23 protein-coding genes are annotated in these 25,106 nt (G+C 70.6%); 12 read left to right on the top strand and 11 right to left on the bottom strand.

Annotated features, from left to right (window positions below; all coding sequences use genetic code 11):
- The first annotated feature begins 437 nt into the window (after positions 1-437).
- Together O7629_RS27695 and O7629_RS27690 are read left to right on the top strand one after the other, a co-directional pair.
- The gene (locus tag O7629_RS27695; RefSeq protein WP_278172906.1) at positions 438-818 is read left to right on the top strand and encodes a hypothetical protein; all 381 of its coding nucleotides are present in this window, start codon (positions 438-440) and stop codon (positions 816-818) included.
- Positions 819-879: 61 nt separating this feature from the next.
- Positions 880-1,116 (top strand): hypothetical protein, encoded by a 237-nt coding sequence (locus tag O7629_RS27690; protein ID WP_278172905.1) that lies wholly within the window; start codon positions 880-882, stop codon positions 1,114-1,116.
- Positions 1,117-1,139: 23 nt separating this feature from the next.
- On the opposite strand, the gene O7629_RS27685 is transcribed toward O7629_RS27690, so the two are convergent.
- Entirely contained in the window at positions 1,140-2,006 is an 867-nt protein-coding gene (locus tag O7629_RS27685) for a hypothetical protein (protein ID WP_278172904.1), read from the bottom strand.
- A gap of 128 nt (positions 2,007-2,134) precedes the next feature.
- Positions 2,135-3,658 carry a CCA tRNA nucleotidyltransferase gene (locus O7629_RS27680; protein WP_278172903.1) on the bottom strand — a complete coding sequence of 508 codons (1,524 nt, stop codon included), beginning with the start codon at positions 3,656-3,658 and terminating at the stop codon, positions 2,135-2,137.
- Positions 3,659-3,717: 59 nt separating this feature from the next.
- On the opposite strand from O7629_RS27680, the gene O7629_RS27675 reads away from it, so the two are divergent.
- The 8 genes from O7629_RS27675 to O7629_RS27640 all read left to right on the top strand — a co-directional run bounded on the left by O7629_RS27675 (position 3,718) and on the right by O7629_RS27640 (position 13,192).
- A complete protein-coding gene (locus tag O7629_RS27675) occupies positions 3,718-4,773 on the top strand; it encodes a hypothetical protein (protein ID WP_278172902.1) in 1,056 nt (351 codons plus the stop codon).
- Positions 4,774-4,828: 55 nt separating this feature from the next.
- Positions 4,829-6,610 (top strand): murein biosynthesis integral membrane protein MurJ, encoded by a 1,782-nt coding sequence (gene murJ / locus O7629_RS27670; RefSeq protein WP_278172901.1) that lies wholly within the window; start codon positions 4,829-4,831, stop codon positions 6,608-6,610.
- A 618-nt stretch (positions 6,611-7,228) separates the two neighbouring features.
- Positions 7,229-8,722: a protein kinase gene (locus tag O7629_RS27665; RefSeq protein WP_278174700.1), complete on the top strand. Its 1,494-nt coding sequence runs from the start codon at positions 7,229-7,231 to the stop codon at positions 8,720-8,722.
- On the top strand, positions 8,719-9,411 hold the full coding sequence (gene sigM / locus O7629_RS27660; RefSeq protein ID WP_278172900.1) for an RNA polymerase sigma factor SigM: 693 nt from the start codon (positions 8,719-8,721) through the stop codon (positions 9,409-9,411). The genes O7629_RS27665 and sigM overlap by 4 nt, the downstream gene beginning before the upstream one ends.
- Positions 9,408-10,358, top strand: coding sequence for a hypothetical protein (locus tag O7629_RS27655; RefSeq protein WP_278172898.1), 951 nt, complete (start codon positions 9,408-9,410; stop codon positions 10,356-10,358). The genes sigM and O7629_RS27655 overlap by 4 nt, the downstream gene beginning before the upstream one ends.
- A gap of 115 nt (positions 10,359-10,473) precedes the next feature.
- Complete coding sequence (gene trxB / locus O7629_RS27650; protein ID WP_278172896.1) at positions 10,474-11,430, top strand: thioredoxin-disulfide reductase; 957 nt, start codon at positions 10,474-10,476, stop codon at positions 11,428-11,430.
- A gap of 37 nt (positions 11,431-11,467) precedes the next feature.
- A complete protein-coding gene (gene trxA, locus O7629_RS27645) occupies positions 11,468-11,791 on the top strand; it encodes a thioredoxin (protein WP_123606654.1) in 324 nt (107 codons plus the stop codon).
- Between the two features lie 243 nt (positions 11,792-12,034).
- Positions 12,035-13,192: an N-acetylmuramoyl-L-alanine amidase gene (locus tag O7629_RS27640; protein ID WP_278172894.1), complete on the top strand. Its 1,158-nt coding sequence runs from the start codon at positions 12,035-12,037 to the stop codon at positions 13,190-13,192.
- 10 nt (positions 13,193-13,202) lie between these two features.
- Here O7629_RS27640 and O7629_RS27635 read toward each other — a convergent pair whose 3' ends face one another.
- Both O7629_RS27635 and O7629_RS27630 read right to left on the bottom strand, forming a co-directional pair.
- A complete protein-coding gene (locus O7629_RS27635; protein ID WP_278172893.1) occupies positions 13,203-13,853 on the bottom strand; it encodes a GNAT family N-acetyltransferase in 651 nt (216 codons plus the stop codon).
- Between the two features lie 304 nt (positions 13,854-14,157).
- The gene (locus O7629_RS27630; protein WP_278172892.1) at positions 14,158-15,369 is read right to left on the bottom strand and encodes a transposase; all 1,212 of its coding nucleotides are present in this window, start codon (positions 15,367-15,369) and stop codon (positions 14,158-14,160) included.
- Between the two features lie 155 nt (positions 15,370-15,524).
- On the opposite strand from O7629_RS27630, the gene O7629_RS27625 reads away from it, so the two are divergent.
- Complete coding sequence (locus O7629_RS27625) at positions 15,525-16,838, top strand: PLP-dependent aminotransferase family protein (RefSeq protein ID WP_278172891.1); 1,314 nt, start codon at positions 15,525-15,527, stop codon at positions 16,836-16,838.
- A gap of 7 nt (positions 16,839-16,845) precedes the next feature.
- On the top strand, positions 16,846-17,859 hold the full coding sequence (locus O7629_RS27620; RefSeq protein WP_278172890.1) for a D-alanine--D-alanine ligase: 1,014 nt from the start codon (positions 16,846-16,848) through the stop codon (positions 17,857-17,859).
- Here the strand turns inward: O7629_RS27620 and O7629_RS27615 are convergent, their stop codons facing one another.
- The 7 genes from O7629_RS27615 to yidD all read right to left on the bottom strand — a co-directional run bounded on the left by O7629_RS27615 (position 17,860) and on the right by yidD (position 25,089).
- A complete protein-coding gene (locus tag O7629_RS27615) occupies positions 17,860-18,801 on the bottom strand; it encodes a hypothetical protein (RefSeq protein ID WP_278172888.1) in 942 nt (313 codons plus the stop codon).
- A gap of 785 nt (positions 18,802-19,586) precedes the next feature.
- Entirely contained in the window at positions 19,587-20,630 is a 1,044-nt protein-coding gene (locus tag O7629_RS27610) for a ParB/RepB/Spo0J family partition protein (RefSeq protein ID WP_278172886.1), read from the bottom strand.
- 27 nt (positions 20,631-20,657) lie between these two features.
- Complete coding sequence (locus O7629_RS27605; protein WP_278172885.1) at positions 20,658-21,854, bottom strand: AAA family ATPase; 1,197 nt, start codon at positions 21,852-21,854, stop codon at positions 20,658-20,660.
- Between the two features lie 240 nt (positions 21,855-22,094).
- Positions 22,095-22,919, bottom strand: a complete 825-nt coding sequence (gene rsmG, locus O7629_RS27600; RefSeq protein WP_278172883.1) for a 16S rRNA (guanine(527)-N(7))-methyltransferase RsmG — start codon at positions 22,917-22,919, stop codon at positions 22,095-22,097.
- Positions 22,920-22,924: 5 nt separating this feature from the next.
- Positions 22,925-23,560 (bottom strand): R3H domain-containing nucleic acid-binding protein, encoded by a 636-nt coding sequence (locus O7629_RS27595; protein WP_278172882.1) that lies wholly within the window; start codon positions 23,558-23,560, stop codon positions 22,925-22,927.
- Between the two features lie 177 nt (positions 23,561-23,737).
- Positions 23,738-24,802: a membrane protein insertase YidC gene (gene yidC / locus O7629_RS27590; protein WP_278172881.1), complete on the bottom strand. Its 1,065-nt coding sequence runs from the start codon at positions 24,800-24,802 to the stop codon at positions 23,738-23,740.
- Entirely contained in the window at positions 24,799-25,089 is a 291-nt protein-coding gene (yidD, locus tag O7629_RS27585) for a membrane protein insertion efficiency factor YidD (RefSeq protein WP_278172879.1), read from the bottom strand. Before yidD ends, yidC begins: the two co-directional genes overlap by 4 nt.
- Positions 25,090-25,106 lie beyond the last annotated feature (17 nt).

The raw sequence follows: 25,106 nt of genomic DNA, 5'->3' as shown, positions 1-25,106 counted from the left end.
ATGCCACATCTACATCGAATATGTGCCCCTCTTACGTATGAGTGATGCATCCCAGACACACGATCTGACCATCCGCCGATTTGTTAGATCTTGGTTCGGTCAAGCTAGCGCTTCCTGAGTAGCGAATCAATCTGGAGTTCCACATCCCACAGCTCGCACCCGAGACTGGCGGGGCCTCGGGCTTCGCCCACCTCAGACAGGCGCGCGCTCGGCAACGGCCGACGAGGACCGGCTCGAGGGACCAACAAGGGAACTCGTCACTTTGCGTGATGCATCTGTCACCTCAGGATCCGACGGTTCTGGCAGGCAGATGTGCGCGTCGTGCGTGTATCGTCAGCGTGTCGCGCGCCCCATGAGACACTCTCAGTTGCATAGACTGCTACACGAAGACCGATCACGTTCAGTTCACTTCTGCTACGAGGATGCGAGAAGTACGGATGGCAGACGGAGCCCAGCGGGACACCCGGGAGATCGACCTCGCACACGAGGAGCCCAGCGCCAAGGCTGAGCAGGTCCCGATACAGCCCGACAAACTGGCGGTCACCTTCGGCAACCAGTGGCTAACCCTGCGCGGCGACGTCGAGGTCAAGGGACAACTCCACCAGACGATCAACCTGGCGATTGTCTGCGCGTCGACGCTGCTCACCACGGTCGTGACGGCCGGAGTCTGCCATGCAGCGTCCGTACCGTACTGGTGGTTCACCCTGGCAGCGGCGGCGCTGGCCGGCGTCTGCACCTTCTTGGTAGGGCTGCGTCTCCTAGCGCCGACGCCTCGTCCGCACACTCGTTCCGGCCGCCGCCCGAGCCGACCACGCTGATCGCCTTCGCCGCCTGCCATCCGTAGCCGGCGTCACCATTTCCAGAAGAAGGGAACCTTCCATGTCCCAGACTCATACCTTGGACCTCAAACTGGACCGACGGTGGCGGCTCCGGGTCACCTGGGGTCCGCGACGGCGCCTCCGCGAGGACTACGTGGAGAACATTATCGTGGACAGCGACCATGAGCTGCGGTCACAGCTGATGTCGCTCGCGTCCGACCCGTGGGTGAGGGACATCCACTGCGAGCGGTACTACGGAACCCGGCCGGCGCGGCGATACCAGACGGCGGACTGTTGAGCGGACCCGGCGGCACCGACGAGTCAGCGCTTGGACATCTCTGCGGTGTAGAGCGTCGTGCGCTGCGTCATGGTGTCGCCGTCGCACTGGTAGCTGGCCGGGTCGAACTCGACGATCAGGGCCTGGCTCTCCGAGTCGACACCCGGGGCGCTCAACGTGACCGTGCCGTCCGCGTCGACGTCGCTGAAGGAGACCGTGCCGTCCAGGGCACGGAAGCGGTAGGTGACCTGTCCGCTGACGGTGAGGGTGACGACGGTCCCGGCTACGAATCCCTCGAAGGTGGTGCCATCGCCGTAGTCGGTGGTGCCCGACCCGTCCTCGCGCAACTCGACCCGGGCACCGGGCCCGACGCCGGTGAACCTGGTCTTGCCGAACGGCTCGTCCAGCGCGATGTCCTCCTCGTACGAGTCCACCTGCCAGCTGCCGACCACGCAGGGGTCCACCAGCGGCGGCGAGGCTTCACTCGGAGTCGGCAAGGCGCTGGAAGTCGCGGACGCGTTGGGGGTCGGGGAGACACTCGAATCGGCTGTGACCCGGTTGCCGTCGCCAGTGCCGCGGACCGCGATCACCACGCCGATCGCCGCCACCAGCACGACGAACGTCGCGCCGAGGGCCACCAGCGGGACCAGGTAGGACCGACCCCGGTCGGGCGGCTGCGGCGCCATCGGGTAGCCCGGATAGCTCGGCGCGCCGCTGCCCGGATAGCCGGGCGGTGCACTGCCGGGGTAGCTCGGCGCACCGCTGCCGGGGTAGACCGGTGCCGGCGGCTGCTGCGGCGGGTGTCCGGGGTAGCCGGCCTGGCTGGACGGAATACCGCGGAACGTGCCGCACTGGAGGCAGTAGCCGGCCTGGTTGACGGACACACCGCCGCAGACCGCACACGGCTGCATCTAGGCCCTCCCGGTTGATCAGCTGTCGGTGGCGCGCGACCGCCAGCAAGATCGCCACACCGTCCGTCCTGCGACGGTAGTCGAGCGGCACAACGCCCGGTAACCACCGATTCGGGCGCGACAGGTGGCTAACCGGCGTCGGACAGGATCCCTTCGTCCCGTGCCCACCGGAGCAACTCCGCCTCGGCCTCGTCGCGGTCCAGCGGGCCGCGCTCCAGCCGGACCTCCTTGAGATGCCGCCAGGCCCGGCCGACGACCGGTCCCGGCGGTACGCCGAGCAGCTCCATGATCGCGTTGCCGTCCAGGTCCGGCCGGACCCGGGCCAGATCCTCCTCGGCCTGGATCCTGGCGATCCGCTCCTCCAGCGCGTCGTAGTCGGCGGCCAGCGCGGCGGCCTTGCGCCGGTTGCGGGTGGTGCAGTCGGACCGGGTCAGTTTGTGCAGTCGGGGCAGCAGGTCCTCGGCGTCGGTGACGTAGCGGCGGACCGCCGAGTCGGTCCACTCGCCCCGGCCGTACCCGTAGAACCGCAGGTGCAGGCCGACCAGCTTGGCCACCTGGGTGGTGACCTCCTTGGGGTAGCGCAGCGCCTTCATCCGGTGCCGGGTCATCCGGGCACCGACCACCTCGTGGTGGTGGAAGCTGACCCGGCCGTCCGGCCCGACCGCCTTGGTCGCCGGCTTGCCGACGTCGTGCATGAGCGCCGCCATTCGCAGGACGAAGTCGCAGCCGTCGCTTTCCAGCCGGACGGCGTTGCTCACCACGGTCAGCGTGTGTTCGTACACGTCCTTGTGCTGGGCGTGCTCGTCGATCTCCAGCCGCAGCCCGGACAGCTCGGGCAGAAACCGGTCGGCCAGCCCGGAGTCGACCAGCAGCCGCAACCCGGCGACCGGGTCGGCGCCGCACAGCAGCTTGCTGAACTCGTCCCGGATCCGCTCGGCGGTGATCCGGTCCAGGTCGGCCGCCATCGCGGCCATCGCCGCGCGGACGTCCGGATGTACGGCGAACCGCAACTGCGCGGCGAACCGGGCGGCCCGCAGCATCCGCAGCGGGTCGTCGCCGAACGAGTCCTGCGGCGTCCCCGGGGTCCGGATGATCTTCGCGGCCAGATCGCTGACCCCGCCGTACGGGTCGGTGAACCGGTGCTCGGGCAGGCTGACCGCCATCGCGTTGATGGTGAAGTCGCGCCGCCGCAGGTCGTCGGCGAGACTGGTGCCGTAGGCGACCACCGGGTTACGGGTCACCCCGTCGTAGGCTTCCGCCCGGTAGGTGGTGATCTCCAGGGTCATCCCACCCCGACGGGCGCCGATGGTGCCGAATTCGCGGCCGGTCTCCCAGATCGCCTCCGCCCAGCCTTTGAGCACCCCCAGGGTCTGGTCCGGGTGCGCGTCGGTGCAGAAGTCCAGGTCGCTGCCGAGTCGGCCGAGCAGCGCGTCGCGGACCGAGCCGCCGACCAGGTGCAGCTCGTGGCCGGCGGCGGCGAACCGGTTGCCGAGTTCGTCGGCGACCGGGGAGACCCGGAGCAGTTCGGCGACGGCGTTGCGTTGCACGGCGGTCAGGTCACCCGGGGTCGCCGCAGTGCGGTCGGACCCGACGGCGGCACGAGCGTCCGTGGCGCGAGCATCGGTGGCGCGAGGCGCGGAGGTTTCGGACATGGGATCGCCAGAGTAGCCGCTGTGGCCGTCGCCGCCCCCGCCGGGCAGGATGAGTCACCGTGCCGATTCCCGAACCGTTGGCCAGCCTGACCACCGATCCGACCTTCTGGGCGGCGTACCTGCCGCCAGTGGACGGACCCGTACCGGCCCATCACGCGCAGACCCGGGTGGTGCTGCCGGTCGCCGACGGCTACGGCCTGGTGCTGGAGATCGACCTCGGGTACGGCGAATGCCTGCTCGGCCTGCGCCAGCCGGGAGCGACCGAGCCGCTGCCGCTGGCCCGGCTGGATCCGGGCCGGCCGTACGCGGCGGTGCTGCGCTGGGCGGAGCTGGACCTGATCGGCCGGCTGCTCGCCCTGGACGATCCGGCGTGGCCGCATCCCGGTCTACTGGTGGCGCTGCTGCACCGGTACGCACCACCGGCCGGTGACCCGCCGGAGGCGGACCGGGCAGCCACCGTGCTGGCCACCGCGCTGCGCGCGCTACGCCGCGACGAGCCGTCGGGAACCGAAGACCCGGCAACACCTGATGGCCCGGCGACCACTGGCGACGGCCCGACGGGCGGCCCCGGTGGCACCGATACGGCGGCCAGGGCGACGACGGGTCCGGTGCAGCCGCCGCTGGAGCTGTTCGCCGACCCGTCCTGGTGGCCGGCACCGGCCACGGTCGACCCCCGGATCCTCGACGACGAGTCGGTGGCCCGGCAGGTGCGTGACCATCTCGACCACGGTGCCCGGACACACTGGCGGTACGCCGTCGGCTGGGGCTGGGTGGCCGCCGGACAGCCGGACGGCCCCGGCGCACCGGCCCGCGTCCTCGGTGCCGAGTCCTTCCCGTTCGACGAGGTCACCGAGTTGGTACGCCGGGCGGCGGCCCGGCACCGCCGGGTGCTCGACACTCCGTGGCGTACCCCGGCCGTCGCCGAACTGGCCCGGCGGGCCCGCGACACCGGCGACCTGGCGGTGGTGCCAGTACTCGGTCGGACGCTGGCCGAGGCCGGCTGCGACCATCCGACCGTGCTGGACGCGCTGACCGAGCCGGTGGTGCCGGCCGAGGCCGCCTGGGTGGTCGACGCACTGTCGGGCATCGTCCCGGCCGACGACGACGGCCGATAGGCTCGAGCCTGCGTCCGGCGCGGCAATTCCGGCGTACCGGCGGGGTGGAGGTCCGATGAGTAGCGGGTTGTACCGGAGTACGAACGCCGACCCCGGTCGGGGCGGCCCGGAGCCGGACGGCGCCACGCTGATCTCCGTCGGACCGGGCGGCCAGCCGGTGGTGGAGTCGACCGCGCCACCGTCCGAGCGGCCGGCGGCCATGCCGGACCCGGCGGTGCAGGAGCCGCAGGAGGGCGGCAGCGCCGCCACCAACAGCGCGGTCATGGCGCTGGGCAGCCTGGTCAGCCGGGGCACCGGCTTCCTGCGGACCCTGGTACTGGCGGCAGCGCTCGGCGGATCGCTGGTCGGCAACGCCTACACCACGGCGCAGATCTTCCCCGGCATGGTGTACGAGTTCCTGCTCGGCGGGATCCTGACCAGCGTCCTGGTGCCGGTGCTGGTGCGGCGACGCAAGTCGGACCCGGACCGCGGTCAGGCGTACGCGCAGCGGCTGCTGTCGCTGGCGGTGCTGGCGCTGGCCGTCGCCACCCTGGTCGCGATGGCCGCGGCACCGCTGCTGACGCTGCTCTACTCCAGTGACCGCACCACGGAGGAGTTCCGTGACCTGGTCACTCTGCTGTCGTACCTGATGTTGCCGATGATCTTCTTCACCGGGTTGTCGGCGCTGGTCAGCGCGTTGTTGAACACCCGGGGGCACTTCGCGGCGCCGATGTGGGCGCCGATCCTCAACAACCTGGTGGTGATCGCCACCCTGGGCACGTACATCGCGATCTTCGGTGCCCGGATCATCGAACCGGGCGAGATGACCCCCGGCCGGATCGTGCTGCTCGGCGGCGGCACCCTGCTCGGCGTGGTGGTGCAGGCCGCCGGCCTGGTCCCGGCGCTGCGCAAGGTTGGTTTCCGGTGGCGCTGGCGGTTCGACTTCCGCCAATTGGGCCTCGCCGAACTGGGTCGGCTCGGGGTCTGGATGTTCTGCTACGTGGCGGTCAGCCAACTCGGCCTGGTGGTGGTGTTCAACCTGCTGAACCGGGCGGGCGACGAGGACGAAGCCGGCCCGCTGATCTACAACAATGTGTTCCTGCTGTTGATGATGGCGCACGGCATCATCGCCGTCTCGGTGATCACCGCGCTGATGCCGCGGATGAGCTCGGCCGCTGCCGACGGCCGCTACTCGGACATGGCCGTCGACCTGGCGCGCGGCACCCGGACGGTGACGGCGGTACTCGCGCCGATCGCCGTCTGCTACGCGGTGCTGGCCACCCCGGTTTCCTTCTCCCTGTTCCGGTACGGCGCGTTCGACACCGAAGCCGCCGACGCCACCGCCGTGGTACTGCTGGCGGCGGCGGTCGCCTTGGTGCCGTTCGCGGTCAGTCAGCTGTTCACCTTCGGCTTCTACGCCCTGCCGGACACCCGCACCCCGGCGTTGATCAACATTCCGGTGGTGGCGCTCCGGATTCTCGTCCAGATCGGGCTGTTCGTCGCCCTGTCGGTGCAGTTCGCGGCGGCCGGCCTGATGATCGGCAACGGGGTCTCGTACCTGGCGGCGGCGGTGCTGTCGGCCTGGTTGCTGCGCCGCCGGGTCGGTCGGATCGGGTTCGGCGGCATCATGGTCACCTTCGGCAAGGTGGCGCTGGCGGCCGGCGGTGCCGCCCTGGCCGGGTGGCTCGTTGTCACGTTGCTGCCCGGTGGTGACACGCCGAGCCAGCCGTTGGCGATCCTGCAACTCCTGGTCGGCGGTGCCGCCGTCGGGCTGGTCTACCTCGGGTTGGCGGTGCTCCTCCGGATCCGCGAGATCGTCGACGTGCTGGCGATGGTGCGCCGTCGCCTCGGCCGCTGACCGGCGAGATCAGCCTGTGGACGGACCTGTGGATAACCGGGTTGGACACGCTCGACACCAGGTCAGCACCTGTGGATAACTCAAAACCAGGATCCTCGTTACGGGCGGTGTCGGAGCCTCCGTGGCCCGGTCCCGGCGGGTTGTCGAGTGGGCTGTCGCGGCGGGCTGGGAGCGGCACCCGGGCGGTACAACGTATATTTGCGATGGAGGTTATGCGTCCGGGCCAGTGTCACGCCCGGTAGCTACTCACCGGCCGGGCGTGCGGCTGGCCGTACGGGCGGGGCGGCATTGACCGATGGTCCGCCCGACGGCAGGTCGATCCCGGGTCGGCATTGCGGGAGCTGCGGGAAGCTGACATGTTGGTGGTGCCGCAACGCAGGTAAGGTCGTTCTGGACGGATACGTGCGACACCGGGTCGTGAACGGTGACGTTCCACCGCTGCGGGGCCGGCCGGTGCCGGTAGCACGCCGACCAGCACGGCAAGAGCGACCAGCAGGACAACCGGACAACCGGCAGAACACCGGACGACCAGCACCAGGGTTCGACCGAGACGATCCACAGGGAGGACGGGTGACCCAGGTCGGCGAAGGCCAGGAGGCGGACGAGGCCAGTCCGCCGATGATGGCCTTCGATGCGCCCTCCGCCGGCGAGATCCTCGCCGAGCGATACCAGCTGGCTCAGCACGTCAACAACGACAGTGCGGGCCGGCAGGTCTGGCGTGGGGTCGACGTGGTGCTCCGCCGTCCGGTCGCGGTGGTGCTGCGCTACCCCGGTGGCGATTCCGCCATGGAAATGCTGCAGGCCGCGGTCCGGGCCAGTCGGGTCATCCACTCCAACCTGGTCGGCGTCTACGACGCCATCGACGAGGGGCAGCGGGCCTACGTGGTCCGCGAGTGGGTGGAGGGCGACTCGCTGCGCGAGGTGATCGCCGCCGCCGGTCCGTTGGACGCGGCCCGGGCCACCATGATCGCCCACTCGGTCGCCTCCGCCATCGCTGCGGTGCACGCCACCGGCATGGTGCACGGCAACATCCACCCCGGCACGGTGATGATCGGCCACGACGGCCGAGTGGTGCTGGCCGACGCACGGGCCGACAGCTCCGACACCTACGAAACCGACATCCGGGCGATCGGCGGGGTGCTCTACTTCGCGATGACCGGTCAGTGGCCACAGCACGAGGCCGGCAGCACGACGCTGCCGGACGCGGTCCGGGATGCGACCGGGGCGGTCGCCGCCCCCCGTCAGGTGCGCTCCGGTGTTCCGGCGTACCTCGACGACCTGACCATGGATCTGCTCGACCCGCGACTCGCCCTGCCCTCCTCGGAGGTGCTCGCCGCCGAGCTGGGTCGGCTCGACGCCAGCACCGAGGAGCACTACCTCGACAGCGTCGGACCGCTGCGGTTCTCGGCGGCCGACGACGACGAGCCGACCGGCACCCCGCTCGCGTCCCGCCGCAAGATCGCCGCCGGTGTCGCCGGCCTGCTGGTCATCGCGGTGACCGGGCTGTACTTCGGGATCAGCGCGCTCGGCAACGACGGTGACGGCGAAGACGGTCAGCCGACACCGCCGCAGACTCAGGTGACCTCGACCCCGGGTCCCACCGAGACCAGTGCCCCGGCCCAGCCACAGCCGATCGCCCTCTCCGGCGACCAGGTCCGCATCGTCGACGCCGACGGTGCCCGTGACGAGCTCGACGGGGCGGAGGCCGCCGTCGACGGCGACACCAACACCGGCTGGGAGACCGACGCCTACGAGCGCAACCCCAACTTCGGCAACCTGAAGCGGGGCATGGGGGTGCTGATCGACCTGCAGGAGCCACGGGCGGTGACCAGCGTGAAGGTCGAGCTGTCCGCGTCCGGTGCCACCGCCGAGCTACTGGCCGGTCCGAACGATCCGGGAGCGACCCGGGAAGGCGACGACGAGATCCTCGAGACGTTCACCGACCGGATCGGTGCCCGATTCGAGAACGCCGACGGCGCAACCCTCACCTTCAGCGGGTTCTCGCCCGACGAGACCTACCAGTACCTCCTGGTATGGATCACCAAGCTGCCTCCGATCGGCAACGACAAATACCAGATCGGCGTTCAGGAGATCACGGTCGAGGGGCCATGACCGGACGCCGGGCCGACCTCGGCGACGAGGAACTGCTCCGGGCACACGTCGACGGCGACCCGGAGGCATTCGCCGAGTTGGTACGGCGGCACCAGGACCGGCTCTGGGCGGTTGCCCTGCGGACGCTCAGCGACCGGGAGGAGGCCGCCGACGCGCTGCAGGACGCGCTGCTGTCGGCACACCGCGCGGCCGCCCGGTTCCGGGGCGACGCTGCGGTCACCACCTGGCTGCACCGCATCGTGGTCAACGCGTGCCTGGACCGGGTACGCCGCCGCAAGTCCCACCCCACGGTCCCGCTGCCCGACGGTGGCCGGGACGACGACGGCGTACGCGGCACCGAGCCGGCGGCACCCCCGGTCGATCACGACACCGCCCTGGTCGTCCGCCAGGCACTGGCCGAGCTACCGGCGGAGCAGCGGGCCGCGTTGATCCTGGTCGACGTGCAGGGCTACCCGGTCGCCGACGCGGCGGTGATGCTGGGCGTCGCCGAGGGCACGGTGAAGAGCCGCTGCGCCCGGGGGCGGGCCCGGCTGGCCGGGCTTCTCGGGCATCTACGACCACAGCGGGCGAACGCGCAGGTGGCACCGCCACGCGCCCAGGTGTCGTCGCTCACCCCACGGAACCCGCAGCGGCTCGACGACGTCCCATCAGGGTCCGCACGTGGCGACGGTGGCAAGGAGGAACGGTGACCGCCGACCGGTTCCAGGAGGTCGATCGAGAGCTGCTCGCCGACTATGTCGGTGGGGCGCTCGACGGCACCCCGGACGAGGTCACCGTGGCCCGGCTGATCGCGGAACGGCCGTCCTGGCGGGCGGCCCACGACGAGCTGGTCGAGGCCACCCAGCTGGTCCAGACGATGCTCGCCGAGTGGGGCAGCGTCGTCGAGCCGATCCCACCCGACGTCGCCGACCGGGTGCACGCCGCCCTGGCCGCCGAGCCGCTACCACAGCCGACCCCGGATCCGGCGATCAGCCCGGATCTGGCCACCGTCGCGGCACCGGTGCCGCTGGCGGCGGCCCGCACACGGCGGGACCGTCGCCGCCGCTGGCAGCGGTACGCCGCTCCGATCACCGTCGCGGCGGCCGCCGTGGCGTTCGCCGGCCTCGGGGTCGGCCAGCTGCTCGGTGCCGGGTCCGCCGACGACGCGAGCACCACGGCGGGTAGCTCGTCGGACGGTGCCGGCAGCGCCGAAAGCCAGCAGAGCGCCGAGACCCGGCAGGAGGACCAGCCGGGCACGATGATGGACGCCTCCGCACCTCGGCTGCTGGCCAGCGGCACCGACTACCAGCGGGCGACGATCGTGCCGATGTTCGAGGCCGTCGGGCGCGGCGGCGTCGACGGGGGGCAACCGGCGGCCGGCGAAGACACCGTACTGCAGGAGTCGCCCGCCTCGACGGCACTGGCCAGACTCGCCGACCCGGCCGCGCTGGCCGACTGCGTGGCCGCGGTGACCGCCGAGCACGGTAACGGCGTACTCGGCGTCGACCTGGTGGACTTCGCGGCGTTCGAAGGTGAACCGGCGCTGGTCCTCTCGTTCAGCGACAGCTTCGGTGCCAGCTGGATCTGGGTGAGCGGCACCGGCTGCGGTACGCCTGTGGCCGGCGCGGACACCAGGTACTCGGCACAGGTAGGGTGACCCTGCCGGTCGCGTGACGTGGGACACGCGGCACCGGAGCGGGATTACTCCCCGGCTCCGTGGCGTTGTCGTCAACGGTCGCCGTTGCGCAGAAATCAGACTTTGGGAGTCGGCAGTGGACGAGGTCCGCAACCTGATCATCATCGGCTCGGGGCCGGCCGGTTACACCGCCGCGGTGTACGCCGCACGCGCCAACCTGCGCCCACTCGTCATCGAGGGGGTGCAGTCCGGCGGAGCGCTGATGACCACCACCGAGGTGGAGAACTTCCCGGGCTTCCCGGACGGCATCATGGGTCCGGAGCTGATGGACTCGATCCGCAAGCAGGCCGAGCGCTTCGGTGCCGAGTTCGTCACCGACGACGTGACGCGGGTCGAGTTGGCCGACACCGGCACCCCGGGCACCACCGAGGCCAGCACCGTCTACGTGGGCGAGACCGGCTACCGGGCCAAGGCGATCATCCTGGCCACCGGCTCCGCGTGGCGTCCCCTGAACGTCCCCGGTGAGCAGGAGTTCCTCGGCCACGGGGTCTCTTCCTGCGCAACCTGTGACGGCTTCTTCTTCCGGGGGCAGCACGTCGTGGTGGTCGGCGGTGGCGACTCGGCGATGGAGGAAGCCACCTTCCTAACCCGGTTCGCCGAATCGGTGACCATCGTGCACCGCCGCGACGAGTTCCGGGCCAGCCAGATCATGGCGGCCCGCGCGCTCGGCAACGACAAGATCCGGGTCGAATGGAACAGTGTCGTCGAGGAGATCCTCGGCGCCGACGGTAAGGTCTCCGGAATCCGGCTGCGCAACACGCACACCGGCGAGTCCCGGACACTCGACGTCACCGGGGTCTTCGTCGCGATCGGTCACGACCCACGGAGCGAAATGTTCCGCGGCCAGGTGGAGCTCGACGAGAACGGCTACGTGCTGGTCGACTCGCCGAGCACCCGGACCAGCGTGCCGGGCGTGTTCGCCGCCGGTGACCTGGTCGACCACACCTACCAGCAGGCGATCACCGCTGCCGGCAGCGGTTGCGCGGCGGCGCTCGACGCCGAGCGTTACCTCGCCACACTCGAAGAGGTCTGACCGCCGGCGCACCGGCGGTCGAGGAGGAGGATTTTCCGTGGGAGCTACCCGAGCGGTCACCGAGGCCAGCTTCGCCACCGACGTACTGATGTCCGACAAGCCGGTGCTGGTGGACTTCTGGGCCGAGTGGTGCCAGCCGTGCCGCAAGGTCGCACCGCTGCTCGAGGAGATCGCCACCGAGATGGGTGACAAGGTGTCGATCGTCAAACTGAACATCGACGAGAACCCGGAGATCGCCCGCCGGTACCGGGTGATGTCGGTTCCCACGCTCACCGTGTTCAAGGCCGGTGAGCCGGTGCAGTCGGTGGCCGGCGCCCGGCCCAAGGGCGACCTGGTCAAGCTGATCGAGTCGGCCTTCTGAACTTCAGCGGGGCTGCCCCGCGTGGCACGGCGGACCAGCCGGCCCACCCGTCGGGTGGGCCGGCTGGTCCATTTTCAGGCTGCTGGCGGCGGGTAGGGCTGCTGGCTGGTCCGTTCCCGGGCTGATCGTCCGGACACCGGGCGCTCCCCGTACGGTCCGCTTCGCCGTAACCCGGGTACGGGCACCTGCCGGCCGGGTTACGCTCCGGATCGTCCGCGCCTGCAGGGGGGAGGTCCACGTCCCGTGCGCCCGATCCGCCGTGACGATCAGGGTCCCGCCGTTGCCGAGATCCGCTCCATCCTGGTCAACCTGGAGCTGCTCGAGCCAACCCCGGGGGCCGACGTCTTCGACGCCCGCACCGAGCACGCCGTACGCGCCTTCCAGCAGCTCCGTGGCCTGAGCATCGACGGCCGGGTAGGCGCGGAGACCTGGCGGGCGCTGGACGCCGCCCGCTGGCGGCTCGGCGACCGGGCGCTCTACCACTCGATACCGCAGCCACTGGTCGGCGAGGATGTCCGGGCGCTGCAGGAACGTCTGCTGGAGATGGGCTACGACGTGGGCCGCGCCGACGGCGTGTACGGCGGGCGCACCGCCCGCTCGGTCACCCAGTTCCAGCGGGAGGTGGGACTGACCGCCGACGGCAGCTGCGGGCCGTACACCATGCACGCGATGCGCAGGCTGGGCCGCAAGGTGGTCGGCGGACGCCCGCAGTGGCTGCGGGAAGCCGACGCGTTCCGCGAGTCCGGCCCCAACCTGGTGGGCAAGACGATCGTCGTCGACCCTGGTCACGGGGGACCCGATCCCGGCGTTGTGGTCATCGACAGCGGCCGGCGCTGGTCCGAGGCGGAGCTGGCGTACGACCTCGCCGCCCGGTTGGAGGGGCGGCTGGCGGCAGCCGGGATGCGGGTGCATCTCACCCGGGGTCCGGCCACCACCTCGGTGCTCAGCGACCCGGCGCGGACCCAGCTGGCCAACGACGTCGGCGCGGACCTGTTCATCTCCCTGCACGTCGACGGGCACGCCAACCCGGCCGCCGACGGGGTGGCCACCTACCACTACGGCACCGGCAACGGGGTCACGTCGACGGTCGGCGAGCGGCTGGCCGGGCTGGTACAGCGGGAGATCGCGGTACGTACCGGCCTGCGCGACTGCCGGGTCCACGCGAAGAGCTGGGAGTTGCTACGGCTGACCCGGATGCCGGCGGTACGGGTGGACGTCGGTTATCTGACCTGCTCGGCCGACCGGGCCCGGCTGATCCGGCCCGGGTTCCGCGACCAGGTGGCAGAGGCGCTGGTCGCGGCGGTGCAGCGGATGTACTACCCGGTGGAGCTGGACGTGCCGACCGGGTCGATCGACGTACACACGCTGCGGGCGGTGGTCGACGCGACGGCGGAGGCCTGAACCACGTCAGTCAGTTCGTCGCCGCGCGGGTGGCCGGGCGAAGCAGGCTCTCCGGAGTCATCGAGCCGAGCAGCTTCTCCAGGGCGTACTCGACGTCCGACTTCCACGACAACGCGGTCCGCAACTCCAGCCGTAGCCGGGGGAACCGGGGGTGCTGCCGGACCGTCTTGAAGCCGACCGACAGGTAGAAGTCGGCTGGGGCGAGACAGCCCCGACCGGCCGTCTCCTCCGGGTCGGCGGTGGCGTCACCGAACGCCTCGATCGCCTTGATGCCCCGTTTGGTGAGATCCCGGGCCACGCCCTGCACCAGCATCCGCCCGAGGCCACCACCGGCGAACGGCTGCACCACGTGCGCCGTGGTCAGCAGTACCGCATCGGCGGAGACCGGGGACGTCGGGAACGCCATCGACCTCGGCAGGTAGGCCGGCGGCGCGTACATCACGAAGCCGGCCGGCATGCCGTCGACGTAGGCGAGCTTGCCGCAGGAACCCCACTCCAGCAGGGTCTGGGAGACCCACGCCTCCTTCTCCAGCGCCGGGTCGCCGGAGGTCCGGGCGCGGTCGGCTGCCACCGGATCGAGCTCCCAGAAGACACACCGCCGGCAGGATCTGGGTAGCTCCTCCAGCGTGTCCAGCGTCAGACTGACCAGACGTCGCGACATTGGCGATCCCCCACCACCGAACCGGTCAAGCGTTGAAACCCGCCGAGCTTCACCACGCGCCGTCTCCTGTCCCCAACGAGCGATCGTACGCCGCAACCTCGCGTCAGGGGAGAGGTCGGGCGGCCGGTCGCTGTCTTCGCAGGCCAATCCGGGTTCGCTGGTCCGACATGTGGTCGGTGTGGTAATGCCCACGCCGGACGGCGACACGCCGGACTACCATCAGACGATCAGTGCGTGTCGCGGCCCGACCCGGCACCACCGGTGCGACGCAATTCCGAGGTGAGGTCTTGACTTCCTCCCCGCACTAAGGGACGGGGATTCCCTGGGTCGCCCCAGGGGGTTCCTGTTTCACCGACGACCGCCCCGTCCGAGAGGAGGACTCCCGGTGAGGTCTTACACCGCCTCCACAGGCAATCACGGAGAGCCCCTCCGCGAGGATGTTGCGGGCCGCGTTGACGTCCCGGTCGTGGGCCTGCCCGCACCGGCAGGTCCACGACCGGACCGCCAACGGCATCCGCTCGGCCAGTACGCCACAGCCCGAGCACAGTCGGGTCGACGGGAACCAGCGGTCCACGACCACCAGGTCCCGGCCGTACCAGTCGGTTTTGTACCCCAGCATGGTGCGGAACTGCCGCCAGCCCGCGTCGGAGATGGCGCGGGCCAGACGGTGGTTGGCCGTCATGTTGCGGACGGTCAGGTCCTCGATCACGATCGTTTGGCTTTCACGAACGAGCCGAGTGGTCAACTTGTGCAGGTGGTCGCGGCGGCGGTCGGCGATCCGGGCATGAACCCGGGCCACCGCCAACCGGGCCTTGGCCCGGTTCGCCGAACCTCTGGCCTTGCGTGCGAGGTTCCGCTGGGCGCGGGCCAGCCGATCGCGGTCACGGCGTTCATGTCTCGGGTTGGGGATCTTCTCCCCGGTGGACAGGGTGAACAGGCTGTCGAGGCCGGCGTCGACCCCCACCACGGCAGTGGTGGCCGGGGCCGGTTCGATCCGGTCGTCGCAGAGCAGGGAGACGAACCAGCGGCCCGCCGGGTCCTGCGACACGGTCACCGTCGACGGCGCCGCGCCCTGCGGGAGCGGTCGGGACCAGACGATGTCCAACGGTTCGGACATCTTGGCGAGGGTGAGGCGGCCGTCGCGCCAGCGGAACGCGCTGGCGGTGTACTCCGCCGACCGCCGCGACTTCTTCCTCGACTTGAACGTCGGGTACCGGGCCCGTTTGGCCCAGAAGTTGGTGAACGCGGTCTGCAGGTGCCGCAGTGCCTGCTGCAGAGGGACGCAGGAGACGTCGTTGAGGAACGCGAGGTCGTCGGTCTTCTTCCACCCGGTGAGCATCGCCGACGTGGCGTTGTAGGTGACCCGTTCCCGACGCAGGGTCCACGCCTCGCTGCGGGCGGCCAGCGCCATGTTGTACACCAGCCGGACACAACCGAACGTCCGGGCGAGCTCGGCGGCCTGCCCGGGGGTGGGGTGGAAGCGGTACCTGAACGCCCGCTTCACGGTCCTGGACACAGTCCACAGTCTAGCGATTCGGTCGTGAGCCATGGGGTCGCGTGTGCGGTGGACGCCGATCCGCCTCGGCGGCGAACCGGCTTTCCCTGCCCTGCTCCGCAGGAGTTCCAATTCCTCCCCGGCCGCAACACCGGAGTATCCAAGGAAGGACTCTGATGACCGGCACGACACTCGACGACTACACCGACCGCTATGCCCGCAGGGTCCGGGGGATGACCGCCTCGGAGATCCGGGCGCTGTTCGCCGTCGCCAGTCGGCCGGAGGTGGTGTCGCTCGCTGGCGGAGCCCCGTACGTCGCCGCGCTGCCGCTGGACGCGGTCGGCGAGATGCTCGGCCGGCTCGCCGCCGAGACCGGCACCTCGACCCTGCAGTACGGCATCGGCCAGGGCACCCTCGACCTGCGGGAACGGATCTGCGAAGTGATGTCGCTGTCCGGGATCGACGTCTCGTCCGGGGCTTCCCCTGAGGACGTGGTGGTGACCGTCGGCGGGCAGCAGGCCCTCGATCTGGTCGCCCGGCTATTCCTGGACCCGGGCGACGTGGTCCTCGCCGAGGGCCCCACCTACGTCGGCGCCCTCGGCGTGTTTCAGGCGGCGCAGGCCCAGGTGGTGCACGTGCCGATGGACGCCGACGGGCTGATCCCCGAGGCGCTGGGGCAGGCGATCACCGAGGTGGCCCGGTCCGGCCGACGGGCGAAGTTCCTCTACACCATCCCGACGTTCCAGAACCCGGCTGGCGTGACGCTGACCGACGAGCGCCGCGACCGGGTACTCGACATCTGCGAACGCGCCGGCCTGCTGGTCGTTGAGGACGACCCGTACGGCCAGCTGAGCTTCGACGGCGAAGCGCCGGCGCCGCTGCGGGCCCGACGCCGGCACGGCGTCTTCTACCTGAGCACATTCTCCAAGACCTTTGCGCCAGGGCTGCGGGTCGGTTGGATTCTCGCTCCGCACGCGGTACGCGAGAAGCTGGTCATCGCCAGTGAGGCGCAGATCCTCTGCCCCAGTGCCTACGCCCAGGCCGCGGTCGCCACCTACCTGGCCACCATGCCGTGGCGGGAGCAGCTCAAGACGTACCGGGAGGTCTACCGGGAGCGGCGGGACGCGCTGCTGTCCGCGCTGACCGACCTGATGCCGGCCGGGACGACCTGGACCCGACCGAGCGGCGGCCTGTTCGTCTGGGCGTCGCTGCCGGACGGGTTGGACGCCAAAGCCATGGTCCCCCGGGCCATCGCCGCCCGGGTGGCCTACGTTCCCGGCACCGGCTTCTACTCTGACGGCTCCGGGGCCGGCAACATGCGGCTCAACTTCTCCTACCCCCCGCCGGAGCGGATCCGGGAAGGCGTCCGGCGGCTGGCCGGTGTGATGGAGCGGGAGTCGGCGATGCGCGAGGTCTTTGGACCGGTCACCGGCGGATCCGGCCGACGCCAGCGCCCCGGCGCGGACGCGCCCGGGCCTGACTTGGCATGATTCGGGCATGAGCCCAGCGCTGGACCCCACCGCAACCGAATCCTCGTCGTCGCCTGCTGCCCCGGATCCGCGCGTGCTCGTTCTCGCCGGCGGGTTGTCGTACGAACGGGACGTCTCGCTGAAGTCCGGTCGCCGGGTGCTGGACGCGCTCCGCTCGGTCGGCGTCGAGGCCGAGATGCGCGATGCCGACGTCTCGCTGATTCCAGCGCTGCGCTCCGACCCGCCGGACGCGGTGGTCATCGCGTTGCACGGGGCGACCGGTGAGGACGGCTCGCTGCGCGGCGTACTGGATCTTTGCGGCGTGCCGTACATCGGCTGCGACGCCCGCGCCGCCCGCCTGGCCTGGGACAAGCCGTCGGCCAAGGCGGTGCTGCGCGAGGCGGGCATCCCGACCCCGGACTGGGTCGCGCTGCCCCACGACCGGTTCTCCGAGCTGGGTGCGGTCGCCGTGCTGGAGCGGATCGTCGAACGGCTCGGCCTGCCGCTGATGGTCAAGCCGGCGCAGGGTGGCTCCGGGCTGGGCGCGGCGGTGGTACGCGAGGCGGCAGAGCTCTCCGCAGCGATGGTCGGCTGCTTCGCGTACGACTCGACGGCGTTGGTGGAGCGGTACGTCACCGGGATGGACGTCGCCGTATCGGTCGTCGACCGGGGCAACGGCCCGGAGGCGCTACCGGCCGTCGAGATCGTGCCACGCAACGGTGTCTACGACTACGCTGCCCGCTACACCGCCGGACTGACGACCTGGCACGCGCCGGCCCGGCTGGACGAGCCGGCCGCCGAGCAGGTGGCGGCGACCGCCGTCGCCGCTCACCGGGCACTCGGGCTGCGGGACCTCTCCCGCGTCGACATGATCGTCGACCCCGACGGCCGGCCGCACGTCCTGGAGGTCAACGTCTCACCCGGAATGACCGAGACCTCGCTGTTGCCGCTGGCGGTCCAGGCCGGCGGGCTGGACCTCGGCGAACTGCTCGCCACCCTGGTGGTTCGGGCTGCGGCCCGACCGTACGACCCGGCTAACTGATCACCGGGCGCCGCCAGTCGGCGACGCCGCCGAACCGCCCGCAGCCGGGACTTCGGACCCGTCCTGGTCCGTAGCGCCCTCCGGGTCCGGGTCGTCGTCCTTCTTCGCCTCGGTACCGGCCGCCGCGGCGGCGCTGTCGCCGGCGGGGGCAGCGGCATCCTCGGCGTCGGCCGGGTCGGCAGCAAGAGGTTCACCCTGCTGGGTCGTAGCGACGTCGCTGGCGAGTTCGCCGAGATCAGCAGCTGGTTCGATGCTCTCCATCGGCACCACCAGCTCGGCCACGGCCGGCTCTGCACCGTCGACCTCGTCGAAGTCGTCGACGCTGACCGGATGGCTCGCCTGCTCGGTGAGGTTCGACGGTGCCCGCCACTGAATCCGCGGCGGCTCGGCGAGCTGACGACCGCCGAACTCCGCCAGCCATGCGGCGACCAGCGCCAGGTTCTCCCGCCAGCGTGACTCGGAGATCGGCGGCAGGATGCTGTCCCACAGCGAGAGGAACGTGCCACGGAGCTGCAGCTGCCCGTACGGCCGAGCCAGGAACCACAGGTGCAGGTGCGCCGAGCCGTCCCCCCATCGGTTCACGTGAACCCGGGCCACGCCGTCGAGCGACCGGATCGCCCGCTCGAGCCGGACGGTCATCACGCCAAGTTCGGCCGCGAGCAGGTTCGGCAGATCGCCGAGGTCGAAGTGGGACCGGGACTCCAGGATGAGGACCATCGGTAGCCCGGTCGGGCGGTCCATCGCGCGGACCCGCCAGCGTTCGCTGACCCAGATGTACGCGTCGTCCGGGGCGGAGCAGGACGAGCACTCCGCCGTGCCCTCACCCTTGCGAGGCGGTTCGATGTCAACCGGGTCGTCGAGTCGCTTGACCCGCAGGTCGCCCTCGAAGGGGAAGGATGGCCATCGCGCGAAGTCGGGAACCGAGGCAGGGGTGTCTGGCACGACGCTGACCCTAACCGAGTCTGCGCCGCCTGTCGTTCCCCGTTTCGGCCGGCCCGCAACTCTCATCCGGAGGGACGACCGGTCTCTGGTCAGCAGCCGACTACGGCCCGCCGTCCCAGTTTTCCACAGGAGTTATCCACAGGGCGACAGCCCGGTCTACCCGCTGTTTCACGTGAAACGAGGCGTCCTGTGGAAAACGCCTGTGGAAAACGCCCGGCCCCGTACCGGATCGATCCCGGGGGTACCCGGGACCCGCCCGGTCGGCGGCGGATGCGCCTTGGTGCCTCCGGTGGCCCGGTCTTCTCAACGATCCATCGGCCGAGTGGTAACCGGGCTCGGCGAGCCGTTTGGCGCCGCCCGGAACAGCCGTAGGTCGGCCACCGGAGCGGCCGGGCGAGACCGTCGTTCCGGTTCCACGTGGAACATCGCCACCGGGCGCCTCCACCGCCTCCACCGCCTCCACCGCCTCCACCGCCTCCACCGCCTCCACCGCCTCCACCGCCTCCACCGGGCAGCTACCGGGCCGGGTAGCGGCCTCCATCGGCCCACCGTTCCGTTTCACGTGAAACGAACCGCGCGGTCGCCTCCGCCCGGCCGACCGACGAGAAGCGGGTACCGGCTCCGGGTGGACTGCCGGCGAGGGTGGACCGGTCGACGATGGCGGGGGCCGGGGGGCGTTGCTGCGGCGCGGGCAGGGACCGCAGGAGAAGGGCTGGTGTTTCACGTGAAACACCAGCCCTTGTGAGGACATGCCCTCTGCCGGGTCGACGAACCGGCCCGGCAGATCAGTCGACGGCCCCAGAAGAGTCGTCCCCGTCGCCGACTCCGATGATCCCGACGATCCGCTCCAGATCGTCTACCGTGGCGAACTCGATAGTGATCTTGCCCTTGCTCCGCCCGATGTCGACCTTGACCCGGGTGTCGAATCGGTCGGACAAGCGATCGGCGAGATCGGTGAGGGCCGGGGCGTGGGCCTTCGGGCGTCGCTGCGGACTGGCCGTACGCTTCGCCGAGTCATCGGTTCCGGCGAGTGCCACCAGTTCCTCGGTGGCCCGGACCGAGAGCCCTTCGGCGACGATGCGTAGCGCCAGGGCGTCCTGGGCGTCGGAATCGTCGAGGCTGAGCAGCGCCCGGGCGTGACCGGCCGACAGCACTCCGGCGGCCACCCTCCGCTGCACCTGAGCCGGCAGATTCAACAGCCGGATCGTGTTGGAGATCTGCGGCCGGCTCCGGCCGATCCGCCTGGCGAGTTCTTCGTGGGTCGCCCCGAACTCGTCGAGCAACTGCTGGTACGCGGCCGCCTCCTCGAGCGGGTTGAGGTTGGCCCGGTGGATGTTCTCCAGCAGCGCGTCCCGGAGCATCGCGTCGTCCCTGGTGTCCCGGACGATCGCGGGGATGGACTCCCGGCCGATCGCCTGCGCGGCACGCCAGCGGCGTTCCCCCATCACCAGCTCGTACTGCTCACCGTCGTCCAGCTGTCGTACGACGATCGGCTGCAGGAACCCGACCTGCTCGATCGAGACCTTCAGCTCCTCGAGCGCCTCGTCGTCGAAGACCTGCCGGGGCTGCTTCGGGTTCGGCACGATCGCGGCGACCGGCAGCTCCGCGAACCGGGCACCGGGCACCGGCGACAGATCGGCGGGCAGCGGCGCAGCCGGTTCCGTCGCGACGGCAGCAGAGGTGCCGACGCTGCCGGAGACGGCTGCGGTGGCCGGTGACGGGGTCACCGGCGCCGAGGCCGGCTGTGCGACACCCGGCTGAACCGGAGCGGTGGTGGGGATGAGGGCACCGAGCCCGCGCCCAAGCCCGCCCTTCGGACGGTTCTTCATGCCCTGCCTCCCGCTCCAACCACCGTGTCAGACATTGCGACCGACCCGAGCGACACCGCGCTCGGCGATTTCCTGGGCCGCCTCGAAGTAGCTTGTTGCACCCCGCGATCCGGGATCGTAGGTCATCACCGACTGGCCGTAGCTCGGTGCCTCCGAGACCCGGACGTTGCGGGGGATGACCGACTGGAGCACCTTGTCCCCGAAGTGGTTGCGCACGTCCTGCTCGACGGCGTCGGCCAGCCGGGTCCGGCGGTCGTACATCGTGAGCAGGATGGTGGAGACGTCCAGCGTCGGGTTGAGATGCTGCCGGACCAGGTTGATGTTGTTGATCAACTGGTTGAGTCCTTCCAGCGCGTAGTACTCGCACTGGATCGGGATCAGCACCTCTTGCGCGGCGACCAGCGCGTTGACCGTCAGCAGACCCAACGACGGTGGGCAGTCGATGAACACGTAGTCCAGCTCGACCGGGTACGCCGTGATGGCTCGGGACAGCCGGGACTCCCGGGCCACCACGGAGACCAGCTCGATCTCGGCCCCGGCCAGATCGATCGTCGCGGGAACGCACCAGAGGTCGGGTATCCCCTCGACCGGCTGCGCCACCTCGGTCAGCGGTACGTTGTCGATCAGGCAGTCGTAGACGTCCGGTACGCCTGCGTGGTGCGGGACGTTGAGTCCGGTCGAGGCGTTGCCCTGTGGGTCGAGGTCGACAACCATCACCCGGTTCCCGTGCAGCGCCAGGGCCACCGCGAGATTCACCGTAGTGGTCGTCTTACCGACGCCCCCCTTCTGGTTGGCCACGCACATCACCCGGGTCCGGTCCGGCCGGGGCATGGTCACCTCGCCGCTGGGGTTCAGAATCTGCACGGCGCGCAAAGCCTCCATTGCCAAGGGGGGATCATCCTCTTCCCGATTCGGTGTTTCACGTGAAACGTACGGCTCGTCGGCGGCCGGGGAGGTCGGGTTGGGCGCCGGTTGCTCCGGCGTCGGGGGTGCGGCGCCGACCGACGTGTCCGCTACGAGCGGCACACCGGCCCGGGTCGGGACGCCCGGCGCTGTGGGCACCGGCGCCGTCGTGGGCGGTTGAGGTGCCCCACTGACCGGCGCCGCCCCGCCCTCCGGCCAACCCGGGTGGTACGCCGTTTCACGTGAAACCAACGTGGGGTCGCCGACACCGTGGCGCTCGCCGGTCAACCGCGGATCCTCGTAACTACCGTTGTCATGCACCGTGTCATCCCTGCCCGCGTTGGATGGATCGGCACCGCCAGCGCTCACGACCGCGCTTCGGGCGTGGCGTGCGGACCGGCACGGGGCGGCAGGAGTCGTGCAACTTCGCGTTGCCGCCCGGTCCAGACTATCGACGCGCGGTCAGCCTACGGGGATCAGGGCCGGTGTGGCCACGGCCGACTGTCCGACGTGTCGCAGCCTTCACGTCGTTCCGCCCCGCCATCAGGGCGGGTTCGGCGGTCACCCCCGGGTCCGCCGCGACGAACGCGGCCGTACTCGGTCGCCGCGTTCCGAGCGGCGTCGACCACCCGCCCCGGGCACCGGAGCGGACCGCTCGATCTCCACCACGGTGGTCGGCGGGTCGAGCCATCGTTCGCCGCAGCGACGCAGCACCGGATCACCGCCACCCGACCGAACCACCGCCGATCGGTGCTCGGTGATCTCCGCCCCGGCCGAATCGCCCTTCATGGCGAGTAGCCGCCCACCGGGCTCGACCAGCGGTAGACACCAGCCGGCCAGCCGGTCGATTGGGGCCACCGCCCGCGCGGTGACCACCGGCGCCGCACCGTCGGGGAAATCCCGGCGCAGTTCCTCGGCCCGGCCACGCAGCACGTCGACCCGGTCGGTGAGGCCAAGGACCGACACCGCCTCGACGAGAAAGGCGGTTCGCCGGGCCAACGGCTCAACCAGGATGACGCTGAGGTCCGGCCGCGCCACGGCCAGGACCAGCCCGGGTAGGCCGGCCCCGGATCCGACGTCCAGCACCGTCGCTCCGTCGGGGACGAGTTCACCGACGACCGCGCAGTTCAGCAGATGCCGCTCCCAGAGCCGGGGCACCTCGCGCGGCCCGATGAGTCCACGGAGCAGTCCTTCCGAGGCCAGCAGGCCGGCGTACCGGACCGCTAGCCGCAGCTGCTCGGCACCGAAAATCTCGCGGGCGGAATCGGGGGGCGACGCCAGCGTGGCCGGTCCTGACGGAACGGGCGCTCCCGACGGAACCGGCCCGGACGGGAACCCGTCCGGGCCGGTAGCCACCCGATCAGTCTGCTCGGGCAGATCGGTCATGGTGCTCAGTCGGCCGGACGGACGACGATGCGCCGGGTCGGTTCGACACCCTCGGACTCGCTCAGCACGCCGTCGAGCGCATTCACCACGTCGTGTACGCACTTGCGCTCGAAGGCGGACATCGGCTCCAGCCGCACCGGCTCGCCGTACTCCTTGACCTTCTCCACCGCGTTCTTCGCCACCGCGGCCAACTCCTTGCGCCGGTTGTTCCGGTAACCGCCGACATCCAGCAGTAGCCGGCTGGGCGATCCGGTCTGCCGGAAGACCGCGAGCCTGGTCAGCTCCTGGAGCGCCTCCAGGGTCGCACCCCGCTGCCCGACCAGGGCACTGAGCTGCCCGCCGACCACCTCCACCACGGGACGGCCGCCGGAGACCAGCTCGTCGATGTCGCCGTCGTAGTCGAGGATGTCCAGCAGTCCCTCGACGTAGTCGGCGGCGATTTCGCTCTGCTGGAACAGGTCGTTGTCGGTGGCGGCGGAAGCGGGCGCTGACGCGCCCTTGCCGGCCGCGTCCTCGTCAGCCTCGTCGGTGCCCGCGTCGTCGGCGTCGCCAGGGCGGTCGTCGGCGCTGTCGGCGGCCCGGGCCGGGACAACCTCCTCGTCGACAGACGGGTCGGCACTGGGCAGGCTGGTATCGGTCACGGTGTCATCTCCGTACTCGCTCGGCGGAACCGGTCGGTCCGCTGGTTACCGAGGACCGGCGGACGGGCGCCGTGCCCTCGGGAGGTCTACGTTGCCGCCGTTGCGGCTGTGCGGGACGCCCCGCCGGCCACCGGAAACGCCCGCCAGCAGTAGCCGGCCGCCGGGACGCCTGCCCGGTCAACCCGGACGCTTCGCCGGCCGCCGCTTCTTCGGGTTGACCGGCTTGGCACCAGGCTTGGGCTTGAGACCCTCGCGGACCGGGGCCGGCTCCGGGGCGGCGGCCTCGGCACCGTTGCCGCGTCGGGCGAAGACACCGGCCGACTTGGGCTTGGCGTCGGTCGTGCCGGGCTTGCGTGACTGGCCGGCACCGGACTTCGCCGCCGGCCGACCGGCCGGTTTCGAGGTCGAGGTCGATTTCGCAGCCGGCTTCCCCTTGCCGGCCGGCATCGGCGGGGGCGGGAACTTGCGCAGTACCCACTGCTGCTGGCCAAGCGTGACCATGTTGTTCACCACCCAGTAGATGATGACGCCGATCGGGAAGATCGCGCCGGAGATGAGCAGCGAGGCCGGGATGCCGTAGAGCATCAGCCGCTGGATCATCTTCTGCTGCGGGTCCTCCGCCCAGCCGGTCTTGAGGATCATCTGTCGGCTGGTCAGGTAGGTGGTCACGATCATGACGACCACCAGGATCCCGGCGATCACCTTGACCGTGGTGCCGCTGGCACCCATCGCCGCCAGCTCGTCGGCCGTCGAGCCGAACCGCCCGGCGATCGGCGCGGTGAACAGGCTGGCCCGGGAGGCCTCGTAGAACTGGTCCGCGGTCCAGCCGTACAGGTCGACGTTGCGGGTCTGCTCCGGGTTCAGCCGGCGCAGGATGTGGAACAGGCCGAGGAAGACCGGGATCTGCAGGAACATCGGAAGGCAACCCATCAGCGGGTTGGCCTTCTCCTTCCGGTACAGCTCCATCATTTCCTTCTGGAGCGTCTCCCGGTCACCCTTGTGCTTCTCCTGCAGCTCCTTGACCTTCGGCTGCAGCGCCTGCATGGCCCGCTGTGACTTGATCTGCTTGACGAAGACCGGGAACAGGATCACCCGGACCGTGACCACCAGGAAGATGATGGCCAGGATCCACGACCAGTTGGTGCCGAGCACCTCGGTCGACGGCACACCGATCCGGTCCCAGGCCGAGTGCCAGAACAGGAGGATCCACGAGATGGCCCAGTAGATCCAGTCGAGACTCAATTCGGGGCTCCAGTCGCATCGGCACGGCGGCCGCCCGGCATCGGTACCGGGTCATATCCACCGGGGTGGAAGGGATGACAGCGCAGCAGGCGCCAACCCGCCAACAGCACCCCCCGAAGTGCTCCGCGCCGGGCGATCGCCTCCTGGGCGTACGCACTGCACGACGGGTAGAACCGACAGCGGGCCGGCAGAGCCGGGCTTATCCAACGACGGTACGCGACGATCGCACCTGTCAGCAGGCGGCCACCCGGTGTCGCGGGGCGAGGTAGATCGTCGGAGGCGGTCATCGGGCGTCCCCCGCTCT

It is taken from the genome of Solwaraspora sp. WMMD792, assembly GCF_029626105.1.
In the GTDB taxonomy this organism is placed as follows: Bacteria; Actinomycetota; Actinomycetes; order Mycobacteriales; family Micromonosporaceae; genus Micromonospora_E.
Note: the sequence above shows the minus strand (reverse complement) of the source record. Positions and strands in the feature narration are given on the sequence as shown.

Coding starts and splice junctions, on each gene's coding strand:
- O7629_RS27685 (WP_278172904.1), bottom strand. CDS start 2,006: ATGCAGCCGTGTGCGGTCTGCGGCGGTGTGTCCGTCAACCAGGCCGGC.
- O7629_RS27680 (WP_278172903.1), bottom strand. CDS start 3,658: ATGTCCGAAACCTCCGCGCCTCGCGCCACCGATGCTCGCGCCACGGAC.
- O7629_RS27620 (WP_278172890.1), top strand. CDS start 16,846: ATGAGCCCAGCGCTGGACCCCACCGCAACCGAATCCTCGTCGTCGCCT.
- O7629_RS27625 (WP_278172891.1), top strand. CDS start 15,525: ATGACCGGCACGACACTCGACGACTACACCGACCGCTATGCCCGCAGG.
- O7629_RS27610 (WP_278172886.1), bottom strand. CDS start 20,630: ATGAAGAACCGTCCGAAGGGCGGGCTTGGGCGCGGGCTCGGTGCCCTC.
- O7629_RS27695 (WP_278172906.1), top strand. CDS start 438: ATGGCAGACGGAGCCCAGCGGGACACCCGGGAGATCGACCTCGCACAC.
- murJ (WP_278172901.1), top strand. CDS start 4,829: ATGAGTAGCGGGTTGTACCGGAGTACGAACGCCGACCCCGGTCGGGGC.
- O7629_RS27635 (WP_278172893.1), bottom strand. CDS start 13,853: ATGTCGCGACGTCTGGTCAGTCTGACGCTGGACACGCTGGAGGAGCTA.
- yidD (WP_278172879.1), bottom strand. CDS start 25,089: ATGACCGCCTCCGACGATCTACCTCGCCCCGCGACACCGGGTGGCCGC.
- rsmG (WP_278172883.1), bottom strand. CDS start 22,919: ATGACCGATCTGCCCGAGCAGACTGATCGGGTGGCTACCGGCCCGGAC.
- sigM (WP_278172900.1), top strand. CDS start 8,719: ATGACCGGACGCCGGGCCGACCTCGGCGACGAGGAACTGCTCCGGGCA.
- O7629_RS27690 (WP_278172905.1), top strand. CDS start 880: ATGTCCCAGACTCATACCTTGGACCTCAAACTGGACCGACGGTGGCGG.
- O7629_RS27665 (WP_278174700.1), top strand. CDS start 7,229: ATGATGGCCTTCGATGCGCCCTCCGCCGGCGAGATCCTCGCCGAGCGA.